The following is a 19195-nucleotide window of genomic DNA, read 5'->3' on the forward strand; positions in this document are numbered from 1 at the left end:
ATGTCCGTCAACGCACCCGTCCTCGTCTTCATGGGCGTCGCCAGCACCGGAAAATCGACCGTTGCCGCCATGCTCGCCGGACGTCTCGGTTGGGCCTTCGAAGAAGGCGACGATCTGCACCCCGAGGCGAACGTCGCCAAGATGGCCGCAGGCCATGCGCTCAACGACGACGACCGCTGGCCCTGGCTCGACCGCATCGCCGAATGGATCGACGAGCGCATCGAGGCGGGCGAGCCCGGCATCGTCACGTGCTCGGCCCTGCGCCGCAGCTACCGCGACGTGCTGCGCCGTGAGGCAGTGACGTTCGTGCATTTCACGGGCTCGCGCGAGCTCATTCTCGATCGGATGCTGCGCCGCGAGGGACACTTCATGCCTGCGACGCTGCTCGACTCGCAGTTCGCCACCCTGGAGCCCCTGCAAGACGACGAGAGGGCGATCGAGATCGACATCGCTCTGACGCCCTCCGAGCAGGCCGCGCAGATCGCCTCGCGGCTGCGCCTGCACCCCGACTACTGAGACGATTCCTCGGCTCGCGACACTGAAGAGTCATGAGGAACTCGACGCGGCACCCGATTCGCACACTGCTCGTGGCGGTATCGCTCAGCGTCGGGCTGGCGGGATGCTCGCCACAGGCCATCACCCCCGGAACCCAGCACGATCCGACCAGTGACGCGTCAAGCACGGAGAGCGGGGAGCTCGCGACCACTCCCCCTGCCACCTCGCGAGCCTGCGAGGGGCTGGCGCTGATGCTGACGATCGATCCCGCATCGCCACGCGCGGGCCACACGGTCTCCGTATCCGTCGATCCTGCCGAGTGCCCCATAGACGAGCAGTGGGCGGGAGAACTCATCGTCCGCACTGGCGATGGTGACACGAGCACCGGCTCACGCCTCGAGACCGGAGCGACCACCGTCTCGGTCGAACTGCCGCCCGATATCACGGGGCCAGCGCTGCTGATGCTCGCGCCCGATCTGGACTGCGAGCAAGCGGGCGCGACCGGCGACTGCCACTATCCGTTCGTGGAGATCCAGATCCGCCCCTGACCGCGCGAACACGCGGAGATCTGGACGCCATCGCCCGCTCTCACGTCGTCGGCGTTCCGCAGCGCTCCTTGCCTCATTTCTCGTGCAGCCCCAGCGCCGTGATCCCCTCGACGACGAGGTCGTGATCGTCGGCTGAGGGAAGCCCCGACACCGTCGCGACGGCGACGACACCCACGCCTTCGACACGGATGGGCACCGAGCCGCCGGCGACGGCGTATGTGACGGGGTCGAGCCATCCAGGCTCGAACATGTCGCGCTCGCCGTGCTCGACACGGGCCTCGAGCAGCGCGGTGCTGGTCTCGAAGCGCAGAGCGGTCGCGGCCTTCTTCTGCACCCAGACGTCATTGTCGGCCGTCGCGCCCGGAAGTGACGCGTGGAACAGGATGCCCGAAGCGGTGCGCACGTCGACCGCGACCGGAGCCCCCTGTGCGAGCGCCCGCTCGGCGATGGAGCGTCCGAGCTGCCACGCATCCGCGCGGTCGAACCGACGCACGACCATTTCGACGTGCTCTCTCTCCAGCTGTGCGAGCCTCGTCTGGTCAGTCATCAGCAGTGCCTCTTTCGTAGATGGTTCGACTGCGACTGTACCCGCGGCGCATCGCTACTCACGAAGTGCGCGCCGCGCCCGGAGCACGCCGAGCACGATAGGGCTCCCCTCCGTTGGGCGGAATCGGTCAGCCGAGCTCGCCCGACCCGTAGGGCCGCACAGGTTGCTGCTTCTGGAACTCGTACTCGCCTCCCTGACGGCCACCGAAAGGACGCCCATGGTCGGCGAACTCCTCCCGGTAGTACGCCAGACGCCAAGGTCCGATCTCGATGCGGGATCCGGTCCGCAGAATCCTGGCGTTCTCCGTGCTGTGCGGGAGATTCGGTCTGCCGCCACCGGTCGCCGCATACGAGTAGAGGACGTACTCGTCGTCGTCGTTATGACGGACTTCGGCGTGGCGGGCTTCGAGCCCCTCCAACCGCAGGTCGGCGTCCGGCCCGGAGCCGATGACCGTGCGCCCCGGAAGCAGGTCGAACTCTCGCGGCCTGCTGAAGTTCCAGTCGCCTGAGCCGACCGCGAAGATCAACCGAGGACGGCCGGACCCTGGCAGGTAATGGGTCGTCGTGACTCGCCGAGGGACTCTCCGCGCCACCGTGGGGACGAGCGGGAACAGCGTCGACGGAGGGAGGGGAAGCCGGAATCCGCTGCCGCGTTCCCGATGCTGGGCCTCCGACAACAGCGCGGAGAGATGCCCCAGCTTGATGTGCGGCGAACCGGCGATCGCCCGCCCCACTGGCCCCGATTTCACATCCCCGAGCTGAACGAGAGTGCCCTTCGGTCCTTCCACGCGCACGCGGATGCCGCGTCGCGCGAGCCCATCGGCGAGCGGTACGAGCTGAGTCAGGTCACGACGGCTCATACCGCCGAGCCCCGGAGTGGACTCGAGGGTCACGACGACCTCCTGAACCTCAGCTCGCACGCTGAACCGCATCGGAGGGCCGCCGTCCGGGGCGGCCTGCTCGACGTGCAGGTCGATATCGAGGCGAATCATCGCAGGAGATCGTTCTCAGACCGAGCCCGTGCCACCGGACGCGCTGTCGCTGGTCGTCACCCGAAGGGTGCCGTTGAACTTCCAGGTCGCCCGCGGGGCATCCGGCCCGATATCGCGAGGCACCTCGACGGTCATGTCGTCGAACGTGTAGTTGACCGCGGCTCCACGACCTGTGAGGTATGCCCACATCTCCCGACCGAGATCTGTCCAGTCGGTGATCGATGCACCGGTAGGCCCAGAGGCCGAGTCAAACAGTTCCGTCGGTTCGTTCGCGTCACTCATGGCGTGCTCCTTTGCTAAGCCCATGTCCTGTGGATCAGATTATGCGCCCGCTGCACCGAGCTGTCCAGAGGTTTCTGAACACCGTCCAGAAATACTTATCGAGCCGCCCACGATCCCTGCGATTCGCATGGCGATCGACCCGTTTCTCAGCGCGGGGCCGAGGTGTCGATGCCGGCGTGTGAGCGCAGCGACTCAGTGACCTGTCGGAGATACCTGGTGATCACGTCCTGTTCGCCTGGAGTGAATGAGTCCAACTCCGCATCGACCCCCATGATCATGGGGATCAGACGCCCCATCGCCCTGTCGCGCGACTCGGGCCGCGGAGCGACGAGGATTCCCCGGCGGTCGTTCGGGCGGGGTTCGCGAGAGACATGCCCGAGCGCGACGAGGCGATCGACAGAAGTGGTGGTCGCGCCGGCAGAGAGCCCCACTCGCCGAGCGAGCTCGGTCGGAGCCAGCGGGCCGCTCATGATCAGGTGCTCCATGACCTGCAGGTCGGTGGGGTTGACCCCCAGCTCGTCGGCGAGCGAGGACTCGAACAGCTCGCTGAGTTCGATGAAGTCCCTCAGCAGCGCCGTCGCCGGTCGGGCGGGCGCGAACGCAGCCCTGTCGACCTCTGGTGAGGGCCCCTCGCTCGCTTGCATGACTTCTACGATATCGCTATTGTCTTTCGATAGTCGTATTATTTGATCAACGAACTACTTACCAAGGTGGAGAATCCTCGTGAGCGCACTGACTCGCTTCCTGACGTCTGCGAAGACGTCATGGATCATCCTCGTCGCGACCGCCGTCGCGGCCGCCGCTCTCTTCGCCGTCGCGGGGAGCAACGATTCCGAGACAGCCCCCTCTGTGGGGCTCCCCTCGTCGGCAGAGTCAGTCAAGGTCGACGAGCTTCTGGAGGAGTTCCCGAGCGCCGACGCGACCTCGGCGCTCGTCGTCTTCGCCGCCGAAGAGGGAGAGCTGGATGCTGAAGCGCTCGCTCTCATCGACGAGAAGGCCTTCGGCGATCTGGCGGACCTATCGCGCGACGGCGCCGTCCCACCTGCGCAGATCTCGGACGACGGAACGGTCGCACTGGTGATCGTGCCCCTCGAGCCAGAGCCCGACGTCGCCGAGCAGTCAGCCCGCGCACAGGAGATCCGCGACATCGCCGCCGCAGACCTCGATGGGGTTCGCGTCTACCTCACCGGCGCAGAGGGTTTCGAAGTCGACATCGCCGCCGTCTTCGACGGAGCGGACTTCACCCTGCTGCTCACGACCGTCATCGTCGTCGCGGTGCTTCTGCTGATCACCTACCGCAGCCCCTGGCTGTGGATCGTGCCGCTGGTCGTCATCGGCCTGGCAGACGCCCTCGCCGGAATCGTCGCGCGACAGGTGGCGAGCGCCGTGGGCATCCAGCTCGACGCGTCGATCACCGGCATCCTCTCGGTGCTCGTCTTCGGTGCAGGGACGAACTATGCACTCCTGCTGATCGCCCGATACCGCGACGAACTGCGGTTGCATCAGGATCGTAGGGAAGCGATGCAGCAGGCGCTCCGTGGCGCCGGCCCCGCCATCATCGCCAGCGGATCGACCGTCGCTCTCGCCCTCCTCACGCTCCTTCTCGCCGAGATCGCCGGCAACCGCGCGCTGGGGCTGGCATGCGCCGTGGGCATCCTCGTCGCGATGTTCTTCGCCCTCTTCGTGCTCCCCGCTGCACTCGTGCTCTTCGGCCGGGGTCTCTTCTGGCCCTACATCCCCCGGTTCAACTCGCCCGATGCCATCTCGCGCAGCGTGTGGGGCAAGCTCGGTCGCGGGGTCTCCAAGCGGCCGGTGGTGGTGGCATCGATCGGTTTCGTGGCGCTCGGCGCGATGGCCAGCGGGCTGTTGTTCGTGCAGACCGGACTCTCGCAGAACGACCGGTTCCTGCAGAAGCCTGAGGCTGTGCAGGGCCAGGAGGTTCTCGCAGACGCATTCTCGGCTGGGACCACGTCCCCCGCGATCGTCGTCGTTCCTCTCGAGGATGCCGATGCAGCGACCGCCGCTCTCGGAGACCTCGACGGCGTCGATTCGGCGACCATGGGCGAGACGACGGATGACCTGGCGCGGATCGATGTCACACTCGACGCCAGCGCCGAGACCGATGCCGCGTTCGCGACAGTAGAACGTATGCGTGACGCGCTCGACGACGTCGGGTCCGGCGAAGGCCTCGTCGGGGGGCTCGACTCTCAGGCACTCGATGTGGCCGATGCGCAGGCCCGCGACCAGGCTCTCCTCATCCCGCTGATCCTGGTGCTCGTCTTCGTCGTCCTCGTGCTGCTGCTGCGGGCGTTCGTCGCCCCGTTGCTGCTTCTGGTCGCCGTCGTGGCCAGCTTCTTCTCGGCCATCGGCCTGAGCTGGTGGCTCTTCCAGTCGCCGCTCTTCGGATTCCCCGCCATCGACACGAACGTGCTGCTGTTCAGCTTCCTGTTCCTCGTCGCGCTCGGTGTCGACTACAGCATCTTCCTCGTCACCCGCGCGAAAGAAGAGGCTGCACACCTCGGCACCACGCAGGGGATGATCCGCGCTCTCGCCGCCACGGGCGCCGTGATCACCAGCGCCGGCATCCTGCTCGCCGCAGTGTTCGCCGTCCTCGGGGTCCTGCCGCTGATCACGCTGACGCAGATCGGCATCATCGTCTGCATCGGCGTGCTGATCGACACGCTGCTCGTGCGAACCGTCATCGTTCCGGCGCTCGCCTTCATCACGAAAGACAGCTTCTGGTGGCCTCGCCGTCCGCCGCTCTCCGATGCCGACGCCGCCCGGCAGGGCTCTGACGCGCTCTCCTCCGAACAGAGGACTGAAGCCGTGAGCGTCCGCTAGGACCGCGGGCTCCGGCTCAGGCAGCCCCGAGGACGAATCGATCCGAGAGCACAGAAACGAGAAACGCCCCCGAAGCACGGGGGCGTTTCTCATCGTGTGGTGGCGAGTGAGGGATTCGAACCCCCGAATGCTGAGCAGTCTGATTTACAGTCAGATCCCTTTGGCCGCTTGGGTAACTCGCCAGAGCGCACCCGTCCGACTTCGACAGCCAACCGGGGGCACGATAAGTAATCATACCTGCCGAGGGCAGGCCTGAGAAATCGAGCGCTCAGCTCCCGAAGACGCCCTGATCGGGGTCGGCCAGCGACTCGGGAGTCCGCAGCAGGCCCCCCTCGGCGCGGCACGTCGCAGCGGCCACGTCCATCGCGCGAACGAGCAGCTGCTGCCACCCGTCGGCGTCGGAGGGCATGCCGTGCGCCAGCCCCGTAGCGACGGCGGCGAGGGTGGCATCGCCGGCTCCGACGGTGTCGACGACGCGTCCGGGAAGCGTCGAGATCGGCGCCGTGACGATTCCGGCGTCCGACTCGAGTGCCGCGCCGTCCGCCCCCGCGGTCGCGAGAACGGCGCTGACCCCGAGCGCGCGCAGCCGTGCCCTGAGGGCGTCGAGATCGCCGTCATAGAGAAGAGACGCATCATCGCCGCCGACCTTGACGATCGACGCCCCGGCAGCCGCACGCTCGAAGCCCCGCACGAACTCGGCGCGGTCGCTCAGCATCCCCGAACGCGGGTTGGGGTCGACGGCGAGACGAGCATCGCCGACGGCCCCGAGCAGCGCATCGACCTCGGCGGGGACGTCGAAGGGGAAGCAGCTGACGGCCACGAGGCCGGCGTCGGCGATCACCTGCACGGCTTCGTCCGAATAGCGGATGCTGCGCCGCTGCGCCGCCTCGTTGAAGACGTAGACGGGCTCGCCGTCAGCTCCGCGCTGCACGATCGCACGAGACGACCCCAGGGGCGCGTCGCTCGCGATCAGGCGCACATCGTGATCGTCGAGGTACTCGCGGATGTGTGCACCCGCTTCGTCCTCTCCAACCATGGCGATCAGCGTCGTCGGCACGCCCAACCGGCGAAGGCCGACGGCGACGTTCAGCGCTGCGCCGCCCACCAGCTCTCGAACCCCGCCGATGTCATGGATCTCGTCAATCAGCGCGTCACCGACGACGACCGCACCGGGCACACGGGAGGAATCAGCACTCATTCTGCCGACACTACCGCGAGAGCGGCTTCTGCGCCGGTTCGGTCAGCCTCCCGGCGTGGGCTGTGCGCAGCGCTACGGTGAGCGCATGAACGCTCGAATCGCCGCCGGAGCTGCGGCGCTCCTCATCGTCGCGGTGCTCACCGGCTGCGGTCCGGCCGGATCCGGATCCGGAGAGTCGAACGAATCCGCGGAGCCGTCGTCGAGTTCTACGCCCGACGCGTCAGCGAGTCCGTCGCCCTCCCCCACGCCGACTGAGACGCCGGTCGCTCTGCCCACCGATTGCCGGGCGATCCTCTCGGACGACGTGCTCGCCCAGCTCGACGGCATCCCGCTCAATGATGCGGCCTTCGGACCCTCCGGCGTAGGAGACGACGGCACGCTGACGTGCATCTGGGCAGATCCGAAGGCCGACACCACCCGTCTCGTCACCACGATCTCCCTGATCAACCGCGGCCCGGCCCTCGACATGCTCAACACGCTCGTCACGACCGAGGGCTTCACGTGCTTCACGCCCGACGGCGGCACGCGCTGTGAGAAGACCTGGCCGAACCCGCAGTACCCGGTGACGGACGGCCGCACCCTGTTCTGGCGTGACGACGTGCTGATCGACTCCAAGTACTCGAACCTGGCCCCCGAGGGCTACACCTCGAGCATCGTGGCGCACCTCTTCGACTAGCCCGGTCGTCTGCTCGTCGCCTGCTTCTGCTTCTGGCCCCGGGCACAGTTTCGGATGCCGGGTTCGCCACGCCGGGCCGACAGGCCCTGTGACGGCGAGCCGCCCACCATCTCCGAAGTTGTGTGCGTGAGAAGCGGCACCGGTCTCCGGCATCAGGGCACGAAGAAGGCCCCGGGCGAATCGCCCGGGGCCTTCTCACTCACTCAGTACGTCAGTTGTACGTACCCGGCGTGATGTCGTCCGTCGAGAACGCGTCGAAGTCGACGTAGCCGAAGTCGCCGTCAGCGTACGCGCCGTCGGATGCGAAGATCCGGTTCGGGTAGCGCTCGCTCTTGGCTTCCTCGGTGGCCTCGACCGTGACGTCGCGGTACTTCGAGAGACCGGTTCCGGCGGGGATGAGCTTACCGATGATGACGTTCTCCTTGAGACCGACCAGCGGGTCGCGCTTGCCCTGCATCGCAGCCTCGGTGAGCACGCGGGTCGTCTCCTGGAAGGAGGCGGCCGACAGCCACGACTCCGTCGCGAGCGACGCCTTCGTGATACCCATCAGCTCCGAACGGCCGGACGCGGGGCGCTTGCCCTCTGCCACAGCCTCGCGGTTGATCGCCTGGTAGCGCTTGAGGTCGACCATCTCACCCGGAAGCAGGGTCGTGTCGGCGTGATCAACGACGGTGACCTTGCGGAGCATCTGACGGACGATGACCTCGATGTGCTTGTCGTGGATCGGCACACCCTGCGAGCGGTACACGCCCTGAACGCCACCGACGAGGTAACGCTGCACCTCGCGGGCACCCATGACACGCATGACCTCCTTGGGGTCGAGCGTTCCGACCAGGAGCGGCTGACCGACGCTGACGTGCTGACCGTCTTCGACCAGAAGCGTTGCACGCTTCAGGACCGGGTAGATCACTTCCTCGTCACCGTTGTCGGGCGTCAGGATGAGCCTCTTGGCCTTGTCCGTCTCGTCGATCGTGATGCGACCGTCAGCCTCTGCGATCGGCGACGCAGCCTTGGGGGTACGCGCCTCGAAGAGCTCCTGCACGCGGGGCAGACCCTGCGTGATGTCATCGGCCGAAGCCGAACCACCGGTGTGGAAGGTACGCATCGTCAGCTGGGTACCGGGCTCACCGATCGACTGGGCCGCGATGATGCCGACGGCCTCTCCGATGTCGACGGTCTTACCCGTCGCGAGCGAACGGCCGTAGCACTGTGCGCAGACACCGACAGCGGAGTCGCAGGTCAGGACGGAGCGCACCTTGATGCTCTCGACCCCGAGTCCGACCAGCTTGTCGATGAGCACGTCACCCACGTCGTCACCGGCAGAAGCGAGGATCTCGCCCTTGCTGTCGACCACGTCGGAGGCCAGCGTACGAGCGAACACCGAGTTCTCGACGTTCGCGTCGCGCACCAGCTCGCCCTGCGAGTTCGGAGCGGCGATCGGGAGCTCGAGGCCCTTCGACGTGCCGCAGTCCTCTTCGCGGATGATGACGTCCTGCGAGACATCCACCAGACGACGGGTCAGGTAACCCGAGTCGGCGGTACGCAGAGCGGTGTCGGCCAGACCCTTACGGGTACCGTGCGTCGCGATGAAGTACTCCGCCACCGACAGTCCCTCGCGGTACGAGGAGATGATCGGACGCGGGATGATCTCACCCTTGGGGTTGTTGACGAGACCACGCATACCGGCGATGTTCCGGATCTGCAGCCAGTTACCACGAGCACCCGACGACACCATGCGGTTGATGGTGTTGTCTTCGGGGAAGTTCGCCCGCATCGCGGTCTGAACCTCGTCGGTCGCCTCGGTCCAGATCTTGATGAGCTCCTGGCGACGCTCGGTGTCGGTCGTCAGGCCCTTCTCGTACTGGGACTGGACCTTCGCGGCCTGCTTCTCGTAGCCGGCGACGATCTCAGCCTTGTTCGGCGGCGTGAGGATGTCGCTCAGAGCGACGGTCACACCGGAGCGCGTGGCCCAGTAGAAACCGGCGTCCTTGATGCGGTCCAGCGACGCAGCCGTCTCGACCTTGGGGTACTCCTCGGCCAGCTTGTTGACGATCTGCGACAGCTTGTTCTTGTCAGCCTGCTCGCGGACGAACGGGTATCCCTTGGGAAGCGTGTCGTTGAAGATCGCCTGACCGAGCGATGCGTCGACGAGACCGTGACGCTCGTAGCCCTCGGGAGCTTCGCCCTCGAGGAACGTCAGACCCGGGATGCGGATGCGGACCTTGGCCTGCAGGTCGAGGGTGCCCTCGTCCTTGGCCAGGATCGCCTCGCCGACCGAACCGAATGCGCGACCCTCACCGGATGCGCCGACCTTGACCGTGGTCAGGTGGTGCAGACCGATGATCATGTCCTGCGAAGGCAGGGTCACCGGGCGGCCGTCAGACGGCTTCAGGATGTTGTTCGACGCGAGCATCAGCACGCGGGCCTCGGCCTGAGCCTCGACCGACAGCGGCAGGTGGACAGCCATCTGGTCACCGTCGAAGTCGGCGTTGAACGCCGCGCAGACGAGCGGGTGCAGCTGGATGGCCTTGCCCTCGACGAGCTGAGGCTCGAAGGCCTGGATGCCCAGTCGGTGCAGGGTGGGTGCACGGTTGAGCAGCACCGGACGCTCGCGGATGATCTCCTCGAGCACGTCCCAGACCTCGGGACGGGTGCGCTCGACAGCGCGCTTGGCTGCCTTGATGTTCTGCGAGTGACCGAGGTCGATCAGGCGCTTGATGACGAACGGCTTGAAGAGCTCCAGCGCCATCTGCTTGGGCAGACCGCACTGGTGCAGCTTGAGCTGCGGTCCGACGATGATGACCGAACGGCCCGAGTAGTCGACGCGCTTGCCGAGCAGGTTCTGGCGGAAACGACCCTGCTTACCCTTCAGCATGTCGCTGAGGGACTTCAGGGCGCGGTTGCCGGTACCGGTGACGGGGCGACCACGGCGACCGTTGTCGAACAGTGCGTCGACGGCCTCCTGCAGCATCCGCTTCTCGTTGTTGACGATGATCTCGGGGGCACCGAGGTCGATCAGACGACGAAGACGGTTGTTGCGGTTGATCACACGACGGTAGAGGTCGTTGAGGTCGGAGGTCGCGAAGCGGCCACCGTCGAGCTGCACCATCGGGCGCAGCTCCGGCGGGATCACCGGAACGACATCCAGAACCATGGCGGCCGGGCTCATGCCGGTCTCCAGGAACGAGTTGACGACCTTCAGACGCTTGATCGCGCGGATCTTGCGCTGGCCCTTGCCCTCGGAGATCTGCAGGTGCAGGCTCTCGGCCTCGGCTGCCAGGTCGAACGCCGCGAGGCGACGCTGGATCGACTCGGCGCCCATGTAGGCCTCGAAGTACTGGCCGAAGCGGTCCTGCAGCTCGTGGAAGACGTCGTCTTCGGGGCGCAGTGCGCCGACCTCGAGGGTGCGGAAGTCTTCCCACACGCGCTCGAGCTTGGCGATCGCCTCGTCGGCACCCTTGCGGATGAGCGACATCTCCTTCTCGGCGGCGTCCTTGACCTTCTTCTTCGCGTCGGCCTTGGCGCCCTCCGCCTCGAGGGAAGCGAGCTCCTCCTCCAGGCGAGCCAGGCGCTCGGCGATCTTCGCGTCGCGACGGTCTCCGAGCGTCTTCAGCTCGAGACGGATGTTGTTCTCCTGCGTGCCCAGGTCACGGTGACGAGCATCCTCGTCGACCGAGATGACCATGTAGGCAGCGAAGTAGATGACCTTCTCGAGGTCCTTCGGCGCCATGTCGAGCAGGTAGCCCAGACGCGACGGAACACCCTTGAAGTACCAGATGTGCGTGACGGGAGCGGCGAGCTCGATGTGACCCATGCGCTCACGACGGACCGAGGACTTGGTGACCTCGACGCCGCAGCGCTCGCAGACGATGCCCTTGAAGCGGACGCGCTTGTACTTTCCGCAGGCGCACTCCCAGTCGCGGGACGGGCCGAAGATCTGCTCTCCGAAGAGACCGTCCTTCTCCGGCTTCAGGGTGCGGTAGTTGATGGTTTCAGGCTTCTTGACCTCGCCGTAGGACCAGGCGCGGATGTGATCCGCGGTTGCCAGGCCGATGCGAAGCTCATCGAAAGTGTTTGACTCGAGCACAAATTCTCCTGTGTAGGAATTCTTCTGAAGAAATCGGGGAGGTGGGCCGCCGACCGAGCGTGCTGCTCAGTCGGCGGCCTGAACCTTAGATCTCGTCGATCGAGGCGGCCTCGAAGCGGCTGGAGATGTTGATGCCGAGCTCTTCCGCTGCGCGGAAGGCCTCATCGTCCGTGTCACGGAGGTTGACCAGCGTGCCGTCAGCCGAGAGGACCTCGACGTTCAGGCAGAGCGACTGCATCTCCTTCATGAGCACCTTGAAGGACTCGGGGATGCCGGGCTCCTGGATGTTCTCGCCCTTGACGATGGCCTCGTACACCTTGACGCGGCCGAGGATGTCGTCGGACTTGATCGTGAGGAGCTCCTGGAGCGCGTAAGCGGCACCGTAGGCCTCGAGGGCCCACACCTCCATCTCACCGAATCGCTGGCCACCGAACTGCGCCTTACCACCGAGCGGCTGCTGGGTGATCATCGAGTACGGACCAGTCGAACGCGCGTGGATCTTGTCGTCGACCAGGTGGTGGAGCTTCAGGATGTACATGTAGCCCACCGAGATCGGCGCCGGGAACGGCTCGCCGGAGCGGCCGTCGAACATCTGGGCCTTTCCGGTGGAGTCGATCAGGCGCACACCGTCACGGGTCGGGGTGGTCACGTCGAGAAGACCGGCGATCTCCTCCTCGCTCGCACCGTCGAACACCGGGGTGGCGACCTTGGTGCCGGGGGCGGCCTCGAAGGCGTCCTTCGGGAGCTTCGCAGCCCACTCCGGGTTTCCTTCGACCTTCCAGCCCTGCTTCGCGATCCACCCGAGGTGGGTCTCGAGCACCTGGCCGAAGTTCATTCGACCCGGGATACCCAGCGGGTTCAGCACGATGTCGACCGGGGTTCCGTCCGCGAGGAACGGCATGTCCTCGATCGGGAGGATCTTCGCGATGACACCCTTGTTGCCGTGACGACCGGCGAGCTTGTCACCCTCGGTGATCTTGCGCTTCTGGGCGATGTAGACCACGACGCGGCGGTTGACGCCGGAGCCGAGCTCGTCGTCGCCGTCCTCGGCGTTGAACTCCTTGACGGCGATGATCGTGCCCTGCTCACCGTGGGGCACCTTCAGAGAGGTGTCACGGACCTCGCGGCTCTTCTCGTTGAAGATCGCGCGGAGCAGACGCTCTTCCGCCGACAGCTCGGTCTCGCCCTTCGGCGTGACCTTGCCGACGAGGATGTCGCCGGGGCGGACCTCGGCACCGATGCGGATGATGCCGCGCTCGTCGAGATCCTTCAGCAGCTCAGGGCTGACGTTGGGGAGATCACGGGTGATCTCCTCCTTGCCGAGCTTCGTGTCGCGGGCGTCGACCTCGTATTCCTCGATGTGGATCGAGGAGAGGGTGTCGTCCTTCACGAGGTCCTGGCTGAGGATGATCGCGTCCTCGAAGTTGTAGCCTTCCCACGTCATGAACGCGACGAGGAGGTTCTTTCCGAGGGCCAGCTCGCCGTTCTCGGTGGCGGGGCCATCAGCGATGACCTCTCCGACCTCGACGCGGTCGCCCTCGTTGACGACGACCTTCTGGTTGTACGACGTGCCCTGGTTGGAGCGGTCGAACTTGCGCAGGTGGTAGTCCTGCGTTCCACCCTCGTCGAGCATGACGGTGACGCGGTCTGCAGAGACCTCGGTGACGACACCCGGCTTCTCAGCCGTGAGCACGTCGCCGGCGTCGATGGCGGTGTAGCCCTCCATACCGGTTCCGACGAGCGGCGAGTCGCTGCGCAGCAGCGGCACAGCCTGACGCTGCATGTTGGCACCCATGAGGGCGCGCTGTGCATCGTCGTGCTCGAGGAACGGCACGAGCGAGGTCGCGACCGACACCATCTGGCGCGGCGAGACATCGATGTAGCCGATGTCCTCCGGCAGGAACATGTCGACCTCGCCGCTGCCGCCCTTGGGGCGGGCCAGGACGTGGCTCTCGATGAAGCGACCGTTCTTGTCGAGCGGGGCGTTGGCCTGCGCGATGTTGAAGTCGACCTCTTCGGAAGCCGTCAGGTAGTCGATGTCCTCGGTGACGACGCCCCCGGTGACCTTGCGGTACGGGGTCTCGATGAAGCCGAAGGAGTTGATGCGCGCGAAGGTCGCGAGAGCACCGATCAGACCGATGTTCGGGCCTTCAGGGGTCTCGATCGGGCACATGCGGCCGTAGTGCGACGGGTGGACGTCACGGACCTCGACACCTGCGCGGTCACGGCTCAGACCACCGGGGCCGAGAGCCGAGAGGCGGCGCTTGTTGGTCAGACCCGCGAGCGGGTTGTTCTGATCCATGAACTGCGAGAGCTGCGAGGTTCCGAAGAACTCCTTGATCGCGGCGACGACGGGGCGCACGTTGATCAGGGTCTGCGGGGTGATCGCCTCGATGTCCTGCGTGGTCATGCGCTCGCGGACGACGCGCTCCATGCGGGACAGACCGGTGCGGACCTGGTTCTGGATCAGCTCGCCGACCGCGCGGATGCGACGGTTGCCGAAGTTGTCGATGTCGTCGGTCGCGATGCGGATGTCGGCCTTCTTGCCCGAGCGGATGCCGGGGAAGGTCTCTTCCGTGCCTGCGTGCAGACGCACGAGGTACTTGATCGTCGCGACGATGTCCTGAACCGTGAGGACCGAGTCGGTCAGCGGCGCGTCGAGACCGAGCTTGTGGTTGATCTTGTAACGACCCACCTTCGCCAGGTCGTAGCGCTTCGGGTTGAAGTAGAAGTTGTCGAGCAGCGCACGCGCAGCCTCGGCAGCGACCTGCTCGCCCGGACGGAGCTTGCGGTAGATGTCGCGGAGCGCATCTTCCTTCGTGACGATGGTGTCCTTCGCGAGCGTCTCCTCGATCGAGGTGTAGCCGGCGAACTCCGTGAGGATCTCCTCGCTGGTCATGCCCAGCGCCTTGAGGAACACGGTGACCGACTGCTTGCGCTTGCGGTCGACGCGGACGCCGACCTGGTCGCGCTTGTCGATCTCGAACTCGAGCCATGCACCACGGCTCGGGATGACGCGCGCCGACACGATGTCCTTGTCGGACGTCTTGTCGGGGGTCTTGTCGAAGTAGACACCGGGCGAACGCACGAGCTGCGAGACGACGACGCGCTCGGAGCCGTTGATGATGAACGTTCCCTTGTCGGTCTGCAGCGGGAAGTCGCCCATGAAGACCGTCTGGGTCTTGATCTCGCCCGTGAGGTGGTTCATGAACTCGGCCTCGACGTACAGCGGAGCGGCGTAGGTCTTGCCACGCTCCTTGCACTCCTCGATCGAGTACTTCTCCGGCTCGAGGTACGGGTTCGTGAACGACAGCTGCATCGTTTCGCCGAGGTCCTCGATCGGTGAGATCTCCTCGAAGATCTCGCCGAGGCCGCTGTTCTCGTTCACGTCTGTGCGGCCGGCCTTCTTGGCCTCTGCGACACGAGCCTTCCAGGCGTCGTTGCCGACGAGCCATCCGAAGGATTCGGTCTGCAGAGCGAGAAGGTCAGGGACCGTCAGCGTGTCGGAGATCTTGGCGAACGAAAGACGGGATGCTCCGCGTCCGTTCTTAGTGGTGGTGGTGGTGGATGCGTTGCGAGCAGCAGCCAAGGGAATAACCTCCGTGAGCCCCGCAGGGCTTCTCGATTCCTTTGTCGTCAGGTGAGTGTGCGCCCGAATGCTCAACGAAATGCCGACCACCATATGAGGGCAGGGAGAAGCGAGCGCAACTACCAACTATACGCACGAACTTGCGACATGGCAAGCTCAATCCTTGACCTTCTTCGGATGCTGCGGTATTGGCACCCGAAGAAGGCCGAGAGGATCCTCCGCGGATCGCCTCAGGAGGCGATGTTGAGTTCGTTCCCCGGGATCGACGCCAGCAGGCGCCGCGTGTACGGGTCGCGCGGGTTCGTGAAGATCTCCTCCGACGAAGCCGCCTCGACGAGCGATCCATCCTTCATCACACACACGTAGTCGCTGATCAGTCGCACGACGGCGAGGTCGTGCGAGATGAACAGATAGCTCAGCCCGTATTCGGTCTGCAGGTCGCCGAGCAGCGTCAGGATCTGATCCTGCACCAGTACGTCCAGCGCCGACACCGGCTCGTCGCACACGATCAGATCGGGTGAGAGAGCGAGCGCCCGAGCGATCGCGACGCGCTGCCGCTGACCGCCCGACAGCTCCGACGGATACCGCCGCAGCATGGATTGCGGCAGCGCCACGTCGTCGATCAGCTGACGGACGCGCTTGCGCCTGTCGGCGCTGCTCCCCCGCTTGTAGAAGTCGAGCGGCTCGGAGATCAGGCGCTCGATCGTGAACATCGGGTTCAGGCTCGAGTACGGATCCTGGAAGATCGGCTGCACCCGCTGACGGAAGTCCTTCGTCTCCGCTCGATCGAGGGATGCGATGTCCTTGCCCCCGTAGCGGATGAGGCCGCTGGTCGGCTCGATGATCTTCAGCAGCATCCGGGCCGTGGTGGTCTTGCCCGACCCGGACTCGCCCACGATCGCGACCGTCTCACCCCGAGGGATCGCGAGCGAGACGTCGTTCACAGCGACGAAGTCCTCCTTCTGCCCTCGCACGGGATACACCTTGGTGAGGTGCTCGAACTCGACGATGTGGTCGGCGGCCGGAACCCCGGGCGTCACCTCGTCGGCCATGGCCGGAGCATCCGTCGCCTCGGTCGGCCGGTCCTCGACGCGGAACGCCTCCGGCCGCAGGCGCGCCGCCGCCACGGACGGTGCCGCCGCCACCAGCGACTGGGTGTACGGATGCTGCGGCGCCTCGAGGATCTGCTTGGCCGGCCCCTGCTCGACGACCCTGCCACGGTGCATCACGATGACGCGCTCGGCGCGCTCCGCGGCGAGACCCAGGTCGTGCGTGATGAGCAGCACTGCCGTACCGAGCTCACGCGTCATCTGACCGATCTGGTCGAGGATCGTGTGCTGCACCGTGACGTCGAGCGCACTCGTCGGTTCGTCTGCGATCAGCAGACGAGGCTTGCACGCCAGACCGATCGCGATCAGCGCGCGCTGGCGCATGCCACCCGAGAACTCGTGCGGATACTGCTTCGCTCGACGTTCAGGATCGGGCAGCCCTGCGGCGGTGAGCGCCTCGACGACCTTCTCCTTCACGTTCTGCCTGGTCGCGAGACCGTGCGCGAGGAGAGTCTCGGCGACCTGGGTGCCGATCTTGGCGACCGGGTTCAGGTTGGACATGGGGTCTTGAGGCACGAGGCCGATGTCCCGCCCTCTGATCGTCCGCAGCTCGTTCTCGGAGGCACGCGTGATGTCGCGGCCGTCGAGGCGGACGCTGCCGGCGGCGACGCGACCGCCTCCGGCGAGCAGCCCGATGATGGCCATCGCGGTCGTCGACTTGCCCGACCCCGACTCCCCCACGATCGCGACGGTCTCGCCCGGGGCGATCTCGAGGTCGACACCCTCGACCGCGTGCACGACGCCGTCCATGGTGGCGAAGTCGACGGCGAGGCCCTCGACCGACAGCAGGGGTGCGTCCGGCACCCGGTTCTCTTTCGCAGCGTTCATCGTGCTCTCGTCCTCGGGTCCATGGCCTCGCGCAGAGCCTCACCGAACAGGGTGAAGCCGAGTGCGGTGACCGCGATGCAGATACCTGGCAGGAACGCCAGCCATGGCGCAATGGCGAGTTCGGCCTGCGCGTAGGTGAGCATGCGCCCCCACTCGGCCGTCTCGGGTCGACCGCCGCCGAGACCGAGGAACGACAGCGCCGCCGCATCGATGACGGCCGTCGCGAGCGTGAGCGTCCCCTGCACGATGACCGGGCCGATCGCGTTGGGCAGCACATGCGACATCGTGATCTGACCACGGCCGAGACCCAGCGTCTGGGCCGAGAGCACGTAGTCGCTCGATCGCTGCTGCAGCATCGACGCGCGCAGCAGGCGCGCGAAGATCGGCACCTGCGAAGCGCCGATCGCGATCATCACCGCGAACTGCGTCTGACCGAGGATCGCGGCGATCGAGACGGCCAGCAGCAGGTTCGGCACCGACAGGATGATGTCGACGATGCGCATGATGACGGTGTCGACCCATCCGCCGAACGTGCCGGCGAGAAGCCCGAGGATCATTCCGCCGACCAGACCTAATGCGGTCGAGATGACACCGATCAGCAGCGACGCCTGCGCACCCCAGATGAGTTTGGAGAGCACATCGCCGCCGAAGCGGTCGAGGCCGAGCGGGAACTCCGGCAGCTCCCCTGGTCCGGGGATGTACGTCGGCGTGATGTACTTCGCACCGGGCAGCGCCGTCTCGGGGTAGGGAGCGAGCAACGGCGCGAGCACGGACACCAGGATGAAGATCAGGACGATACCGGCGCCGATCCAGGCGGTGGGGTTGCGGCGGAGGCGACGGAACACATCGCGCCAGAACCCGCCTGGTCCTTCTTTCAGGTGGGACTGCGCGATCGCGACGGTGTCGATGATCTCGCCGCCCTGTGCGGGTGGGAGTGCGACGCTCATGACGTCACCTCTTTTCGGAGGATGGGTCTGCAGAGAACGAGACGGGACATCACTGCACCCGCACTCTCGGATCGATGAAGCTGTACGACACGTCGACCGCCAGGTTGATCAGCGCGTAGGCGATCGCGATGAAGATGATGAATCCCTGAAGGACCGGGAAGTCCCGTGTGAAGATCGCCCTCGCGAGAAAGGACCCGATGCCGGGGAACGCGAAGACGGTCTCGGTGAGCACCGCCCCCGAGATCAGGAGTCCGGTCTGCAGACCGATCGTCGTGATCACCGGCAGCATCGCGTTGCGCAGGATGAAGCGACTGCGCAGCGTCGACGAACCGACGCCCTTCGCACGGCCAGTGCGCACGTAGTCGGCGTTCTGCACCTCCAGAACACTCGCCCTTGTGATGCGGACGATGATCGCGAGCGGGATCGTGCCGAGCGCGAGTGCCGGGAGCACCAGGTGCATCAGCGCATCCCAGGAGGCGTCGAACTCGCCGGTGATGATGCCGTCCCACACGTAGAACCCCGTCGGGTGCGTGGCATCTATTCGGGGGTTCTGGCGGCCGTCCGAAGGAAGCCACCCGAGCTGCACCGCGAACACGTATTTCAGGATGAAGGCCAGGAAGAACACCGGGATGGTGATGCCCACCAGGCTCAGCACCACCGACGCATGGTCGGTGAACTTGCCGTGGCGGCGAGCCGCCCAGTAGCCGAGCGGGATGCCGACGCCGATCGCGAAGATGAGCGCGAGAACGCTCAGTTCGAGCGTCGCGGGGAAGCGGCGGAAGAACTCCTCCGTCACGGGTCGGTTCGTCTGGATAGACGTTCCGAAGTCGCCCTGGAGGAGGCGGCCGACCCAGATGAAGTACTGCTCCAGGATCGGCTTGTTGAAGCCGTAGAGTTCGTTGACCCTGGCGACGGCCTCCGGAGTCGCCTTCTCACCGAGAAGAGCGACGGCCGGGCCGCCTGGCAGGGCCCTGACCCAGGCGAACAGCAGGATGCTGAGGCCGATCAGGGTGGGAATGAGGAAAAGCAGTCGCCTGCCGATGGTGCGCAGCAAGAG

14 protein-coding genes and 1 tRNA gene are annotated in these 19195 nt (G+C 66.0%); 4 read left to right on the plus strand and 11 right to left on the minus strand.

Features of this window, described 5'->3' with window-relative positions; genetic code table 11:
- Positions 1–516, plus strand: a complete 516-nt coding sequence (locus tag RQG82_RS09565; RefSeq protein WP_396653604.1) for a gluconokinase — start codon at positions 1–3, stop codon at positions 514–516.
- Between the two features lie 32 nt (positions 517–548).
- Positions 549–1043, plus strand: a complete 495-nt coding sequence (locus RQG82_RS09570) for a hypothetical protein (RefSeq protein ID WP_311258857.1) — start codon at positions 549–551, stop codon at positions 1041–1043.
- Between the two features lie 73 nt (positions 1044–1116).
- Here the strand turns inward: RQG82_RS09570 and RQG82_RS09575 are convergent, their stop codons facing one another.
- The 4 genes from RQG82_RS09575 to RQG82_RS09590 all read right to left on the minus strand — a co-directional run bounded on the left by RQG82_RS09575 (position 1117) and on the right by RQG82_RS09590 (position 3507).
- Positions 1117–1590 (minus strand): heme-binding protein, encoded by a 474-nt coding sequence (locus RQG82_RS09575; RefSeq protein ID WP_311258858.1) that lies wholly within the window; start codon positions 1588–1590, stop codon positions 1117–1119.
- 127 nt (positions 1591–1717) lie between these two features.
- Positions 1718–2581: an FHA domain-containing protein gene (locus RQG82_RS09580; RefSeq protein WP_311258859.1), complete on the minus strand. Its 864-nt coding sequence runs from the start codon at positions 2579–2581 to the stop codon at positions 1718–1720.
- A 15-nt stretch (positions 2582–2596) separates the two neighbouring features.
- The gene (locus RQG82_RS09585; protein ID WP_311258860.1) at positions 2597–2863 is read right to left on the minus strand and encodes a hypothetical protein; all 267 of its coding nucleotides are present in this window, start codon (positions 2861–2863) and stop codon (positions 2597–2599) included.
- A gap of 146 nt (positions 2864–3009) precedes the next feature.
- The gene (locus RQG82_RS09590; RefSeq protein ID WP_311258861.1) at positions 3010–3507 is read right to left on the minus strand and encodes a MarR family transcriptional regulator; all 498 of its coding nucleotides are present in this window, start codon (positions 3505–3507) and stop codon (positions 3010–3012) included.
- A gap of 79 nt (positions 3508–3586) precedes the next feature.
- Between RQG82_RS09590 and RQG82_RS09595 the strand changes: the two genes are divergently transcribed.
- Positions 3587–5704, plus strand: a complete 2118-nt coding sequence (locus RQG82_RS09595; RefSeq protein ID WP_311258862.1) for an MMPL family transporter — start codon at positions 3587–3589, stop codon at positions 5702–5704.
- A 97-nt stretch (positions 5705–5801) separates the two neighbouring features.
- On the opposite strand, the gene RQG82_RS09600 is transcribed toward RQG82_RS09595, so the two are convergent.
- Positions 5802–5886: transfer RNA gene (locus RQG82_RS09600), tRNA-Tyr, on the minus strand.
- Positions 5887–5972: 86 nt separating this feature from the next.
- On the minus strand, positions 5973–6902 hold the full coding sequence (locus tag RQG82_RS09605) for a PfkB family carbohydrate kinase (protein ID WP_311258863.1): 930 nt from the start codon (positions 6900–6902) through the stop codon (positions 5973–5975).
- Between the two features lie 85 nt (positions 6903–6987).
- On the opposite strand from RQG82_RS09605, the gene RQG82_RS09610 reads away from it, so the two are divergent.
- Complete coding sequence (locus RQG82_RS09610) at positions 6988–7578, plus strand: hypothetical protein (RefSeq protein ID WP_311258864.1); 591 nt, start codon at positions 6988–6990, stop codon at positions 7576–7578.
- 211 nt (positions 7579–7789) lie between these two features.
- Here RQG82_RS09610 and rpoC read toward each other — a convergent pair whose 3' ends face one another.
- The 5 genes from rpoC to RQG82_RS09635 form a co-directional block, all read right to left on the minus strand.
- On the minus strand, positions 7790–11665 hold the full coding sequence (gene rpoC / locus RQG82_RS09615) for a DNA-directed RNA polymerase subunit beta' (RefSeq protein ID WP_311258865.1): 3876 nt from the start codon (positions 11663–11665) through the stop codon (positions 7790–7792).
- A gap of 85 nt (positions 11666–11750) precedes the next feature.
- Complete coding sequence (locus RQG82_RS09620) at positions 11751–15254, minus strand: DNA-directed RNA polymerase subunit beta (RefSeq protein WP_311258866.1); 3504 nt, start codon at positions 15252–15254, stop codon at positions 11751–11753.
- 230 nt (positions 15255–15484) lie between these two features.
- Positions 15485–17191: an ABC transporter ATP-binding protein gene (locus tag RQG82_RS09625; RefSeq protein ID WP_311258867.1), complete on the minus strand. Its 1707-nt coding sequence runs from the start codon at positions 17189–17191 to the stop codon at positions 15485–15487.
- Positions 17188–18138 (minus strand): ABC transporter permease, encoded by a 951-nt coding sequence (locus RQG82_RS09630; protein WP_311258868.1) that lies wholly within the window; start codon positions 18136–18138, stop codon positions 17188–17190. Before RQG82_RS09630 ends, RQG82_RS09625 begins: the two co-directional genes overlap by 4 nt.
- A 49-nt stretch (positions 18139–18187) precedes the next feature.
- Positions 18188–19192 (minus strand): ABC transporter permease, encoded by a 1005-nt coding sequence (locus tag RQG82_RS09635; RefSeq protein WP_311258869.1) that lies wholly within the window; start codon positions 19190–19192, stop codon positions 18188–18190.
- Positions 19193–19195 lie beyond the last annotated feature (3 nt).

It is taken from the genome of Microbacterium sp. WCS2018Hpa-9 (assembly GCF_031843745.1).
GTDB lineage: Bacteria > Actinomycetota > Actinomycetes > Actinomycetales > Microbacteriaceae > Microbacterium.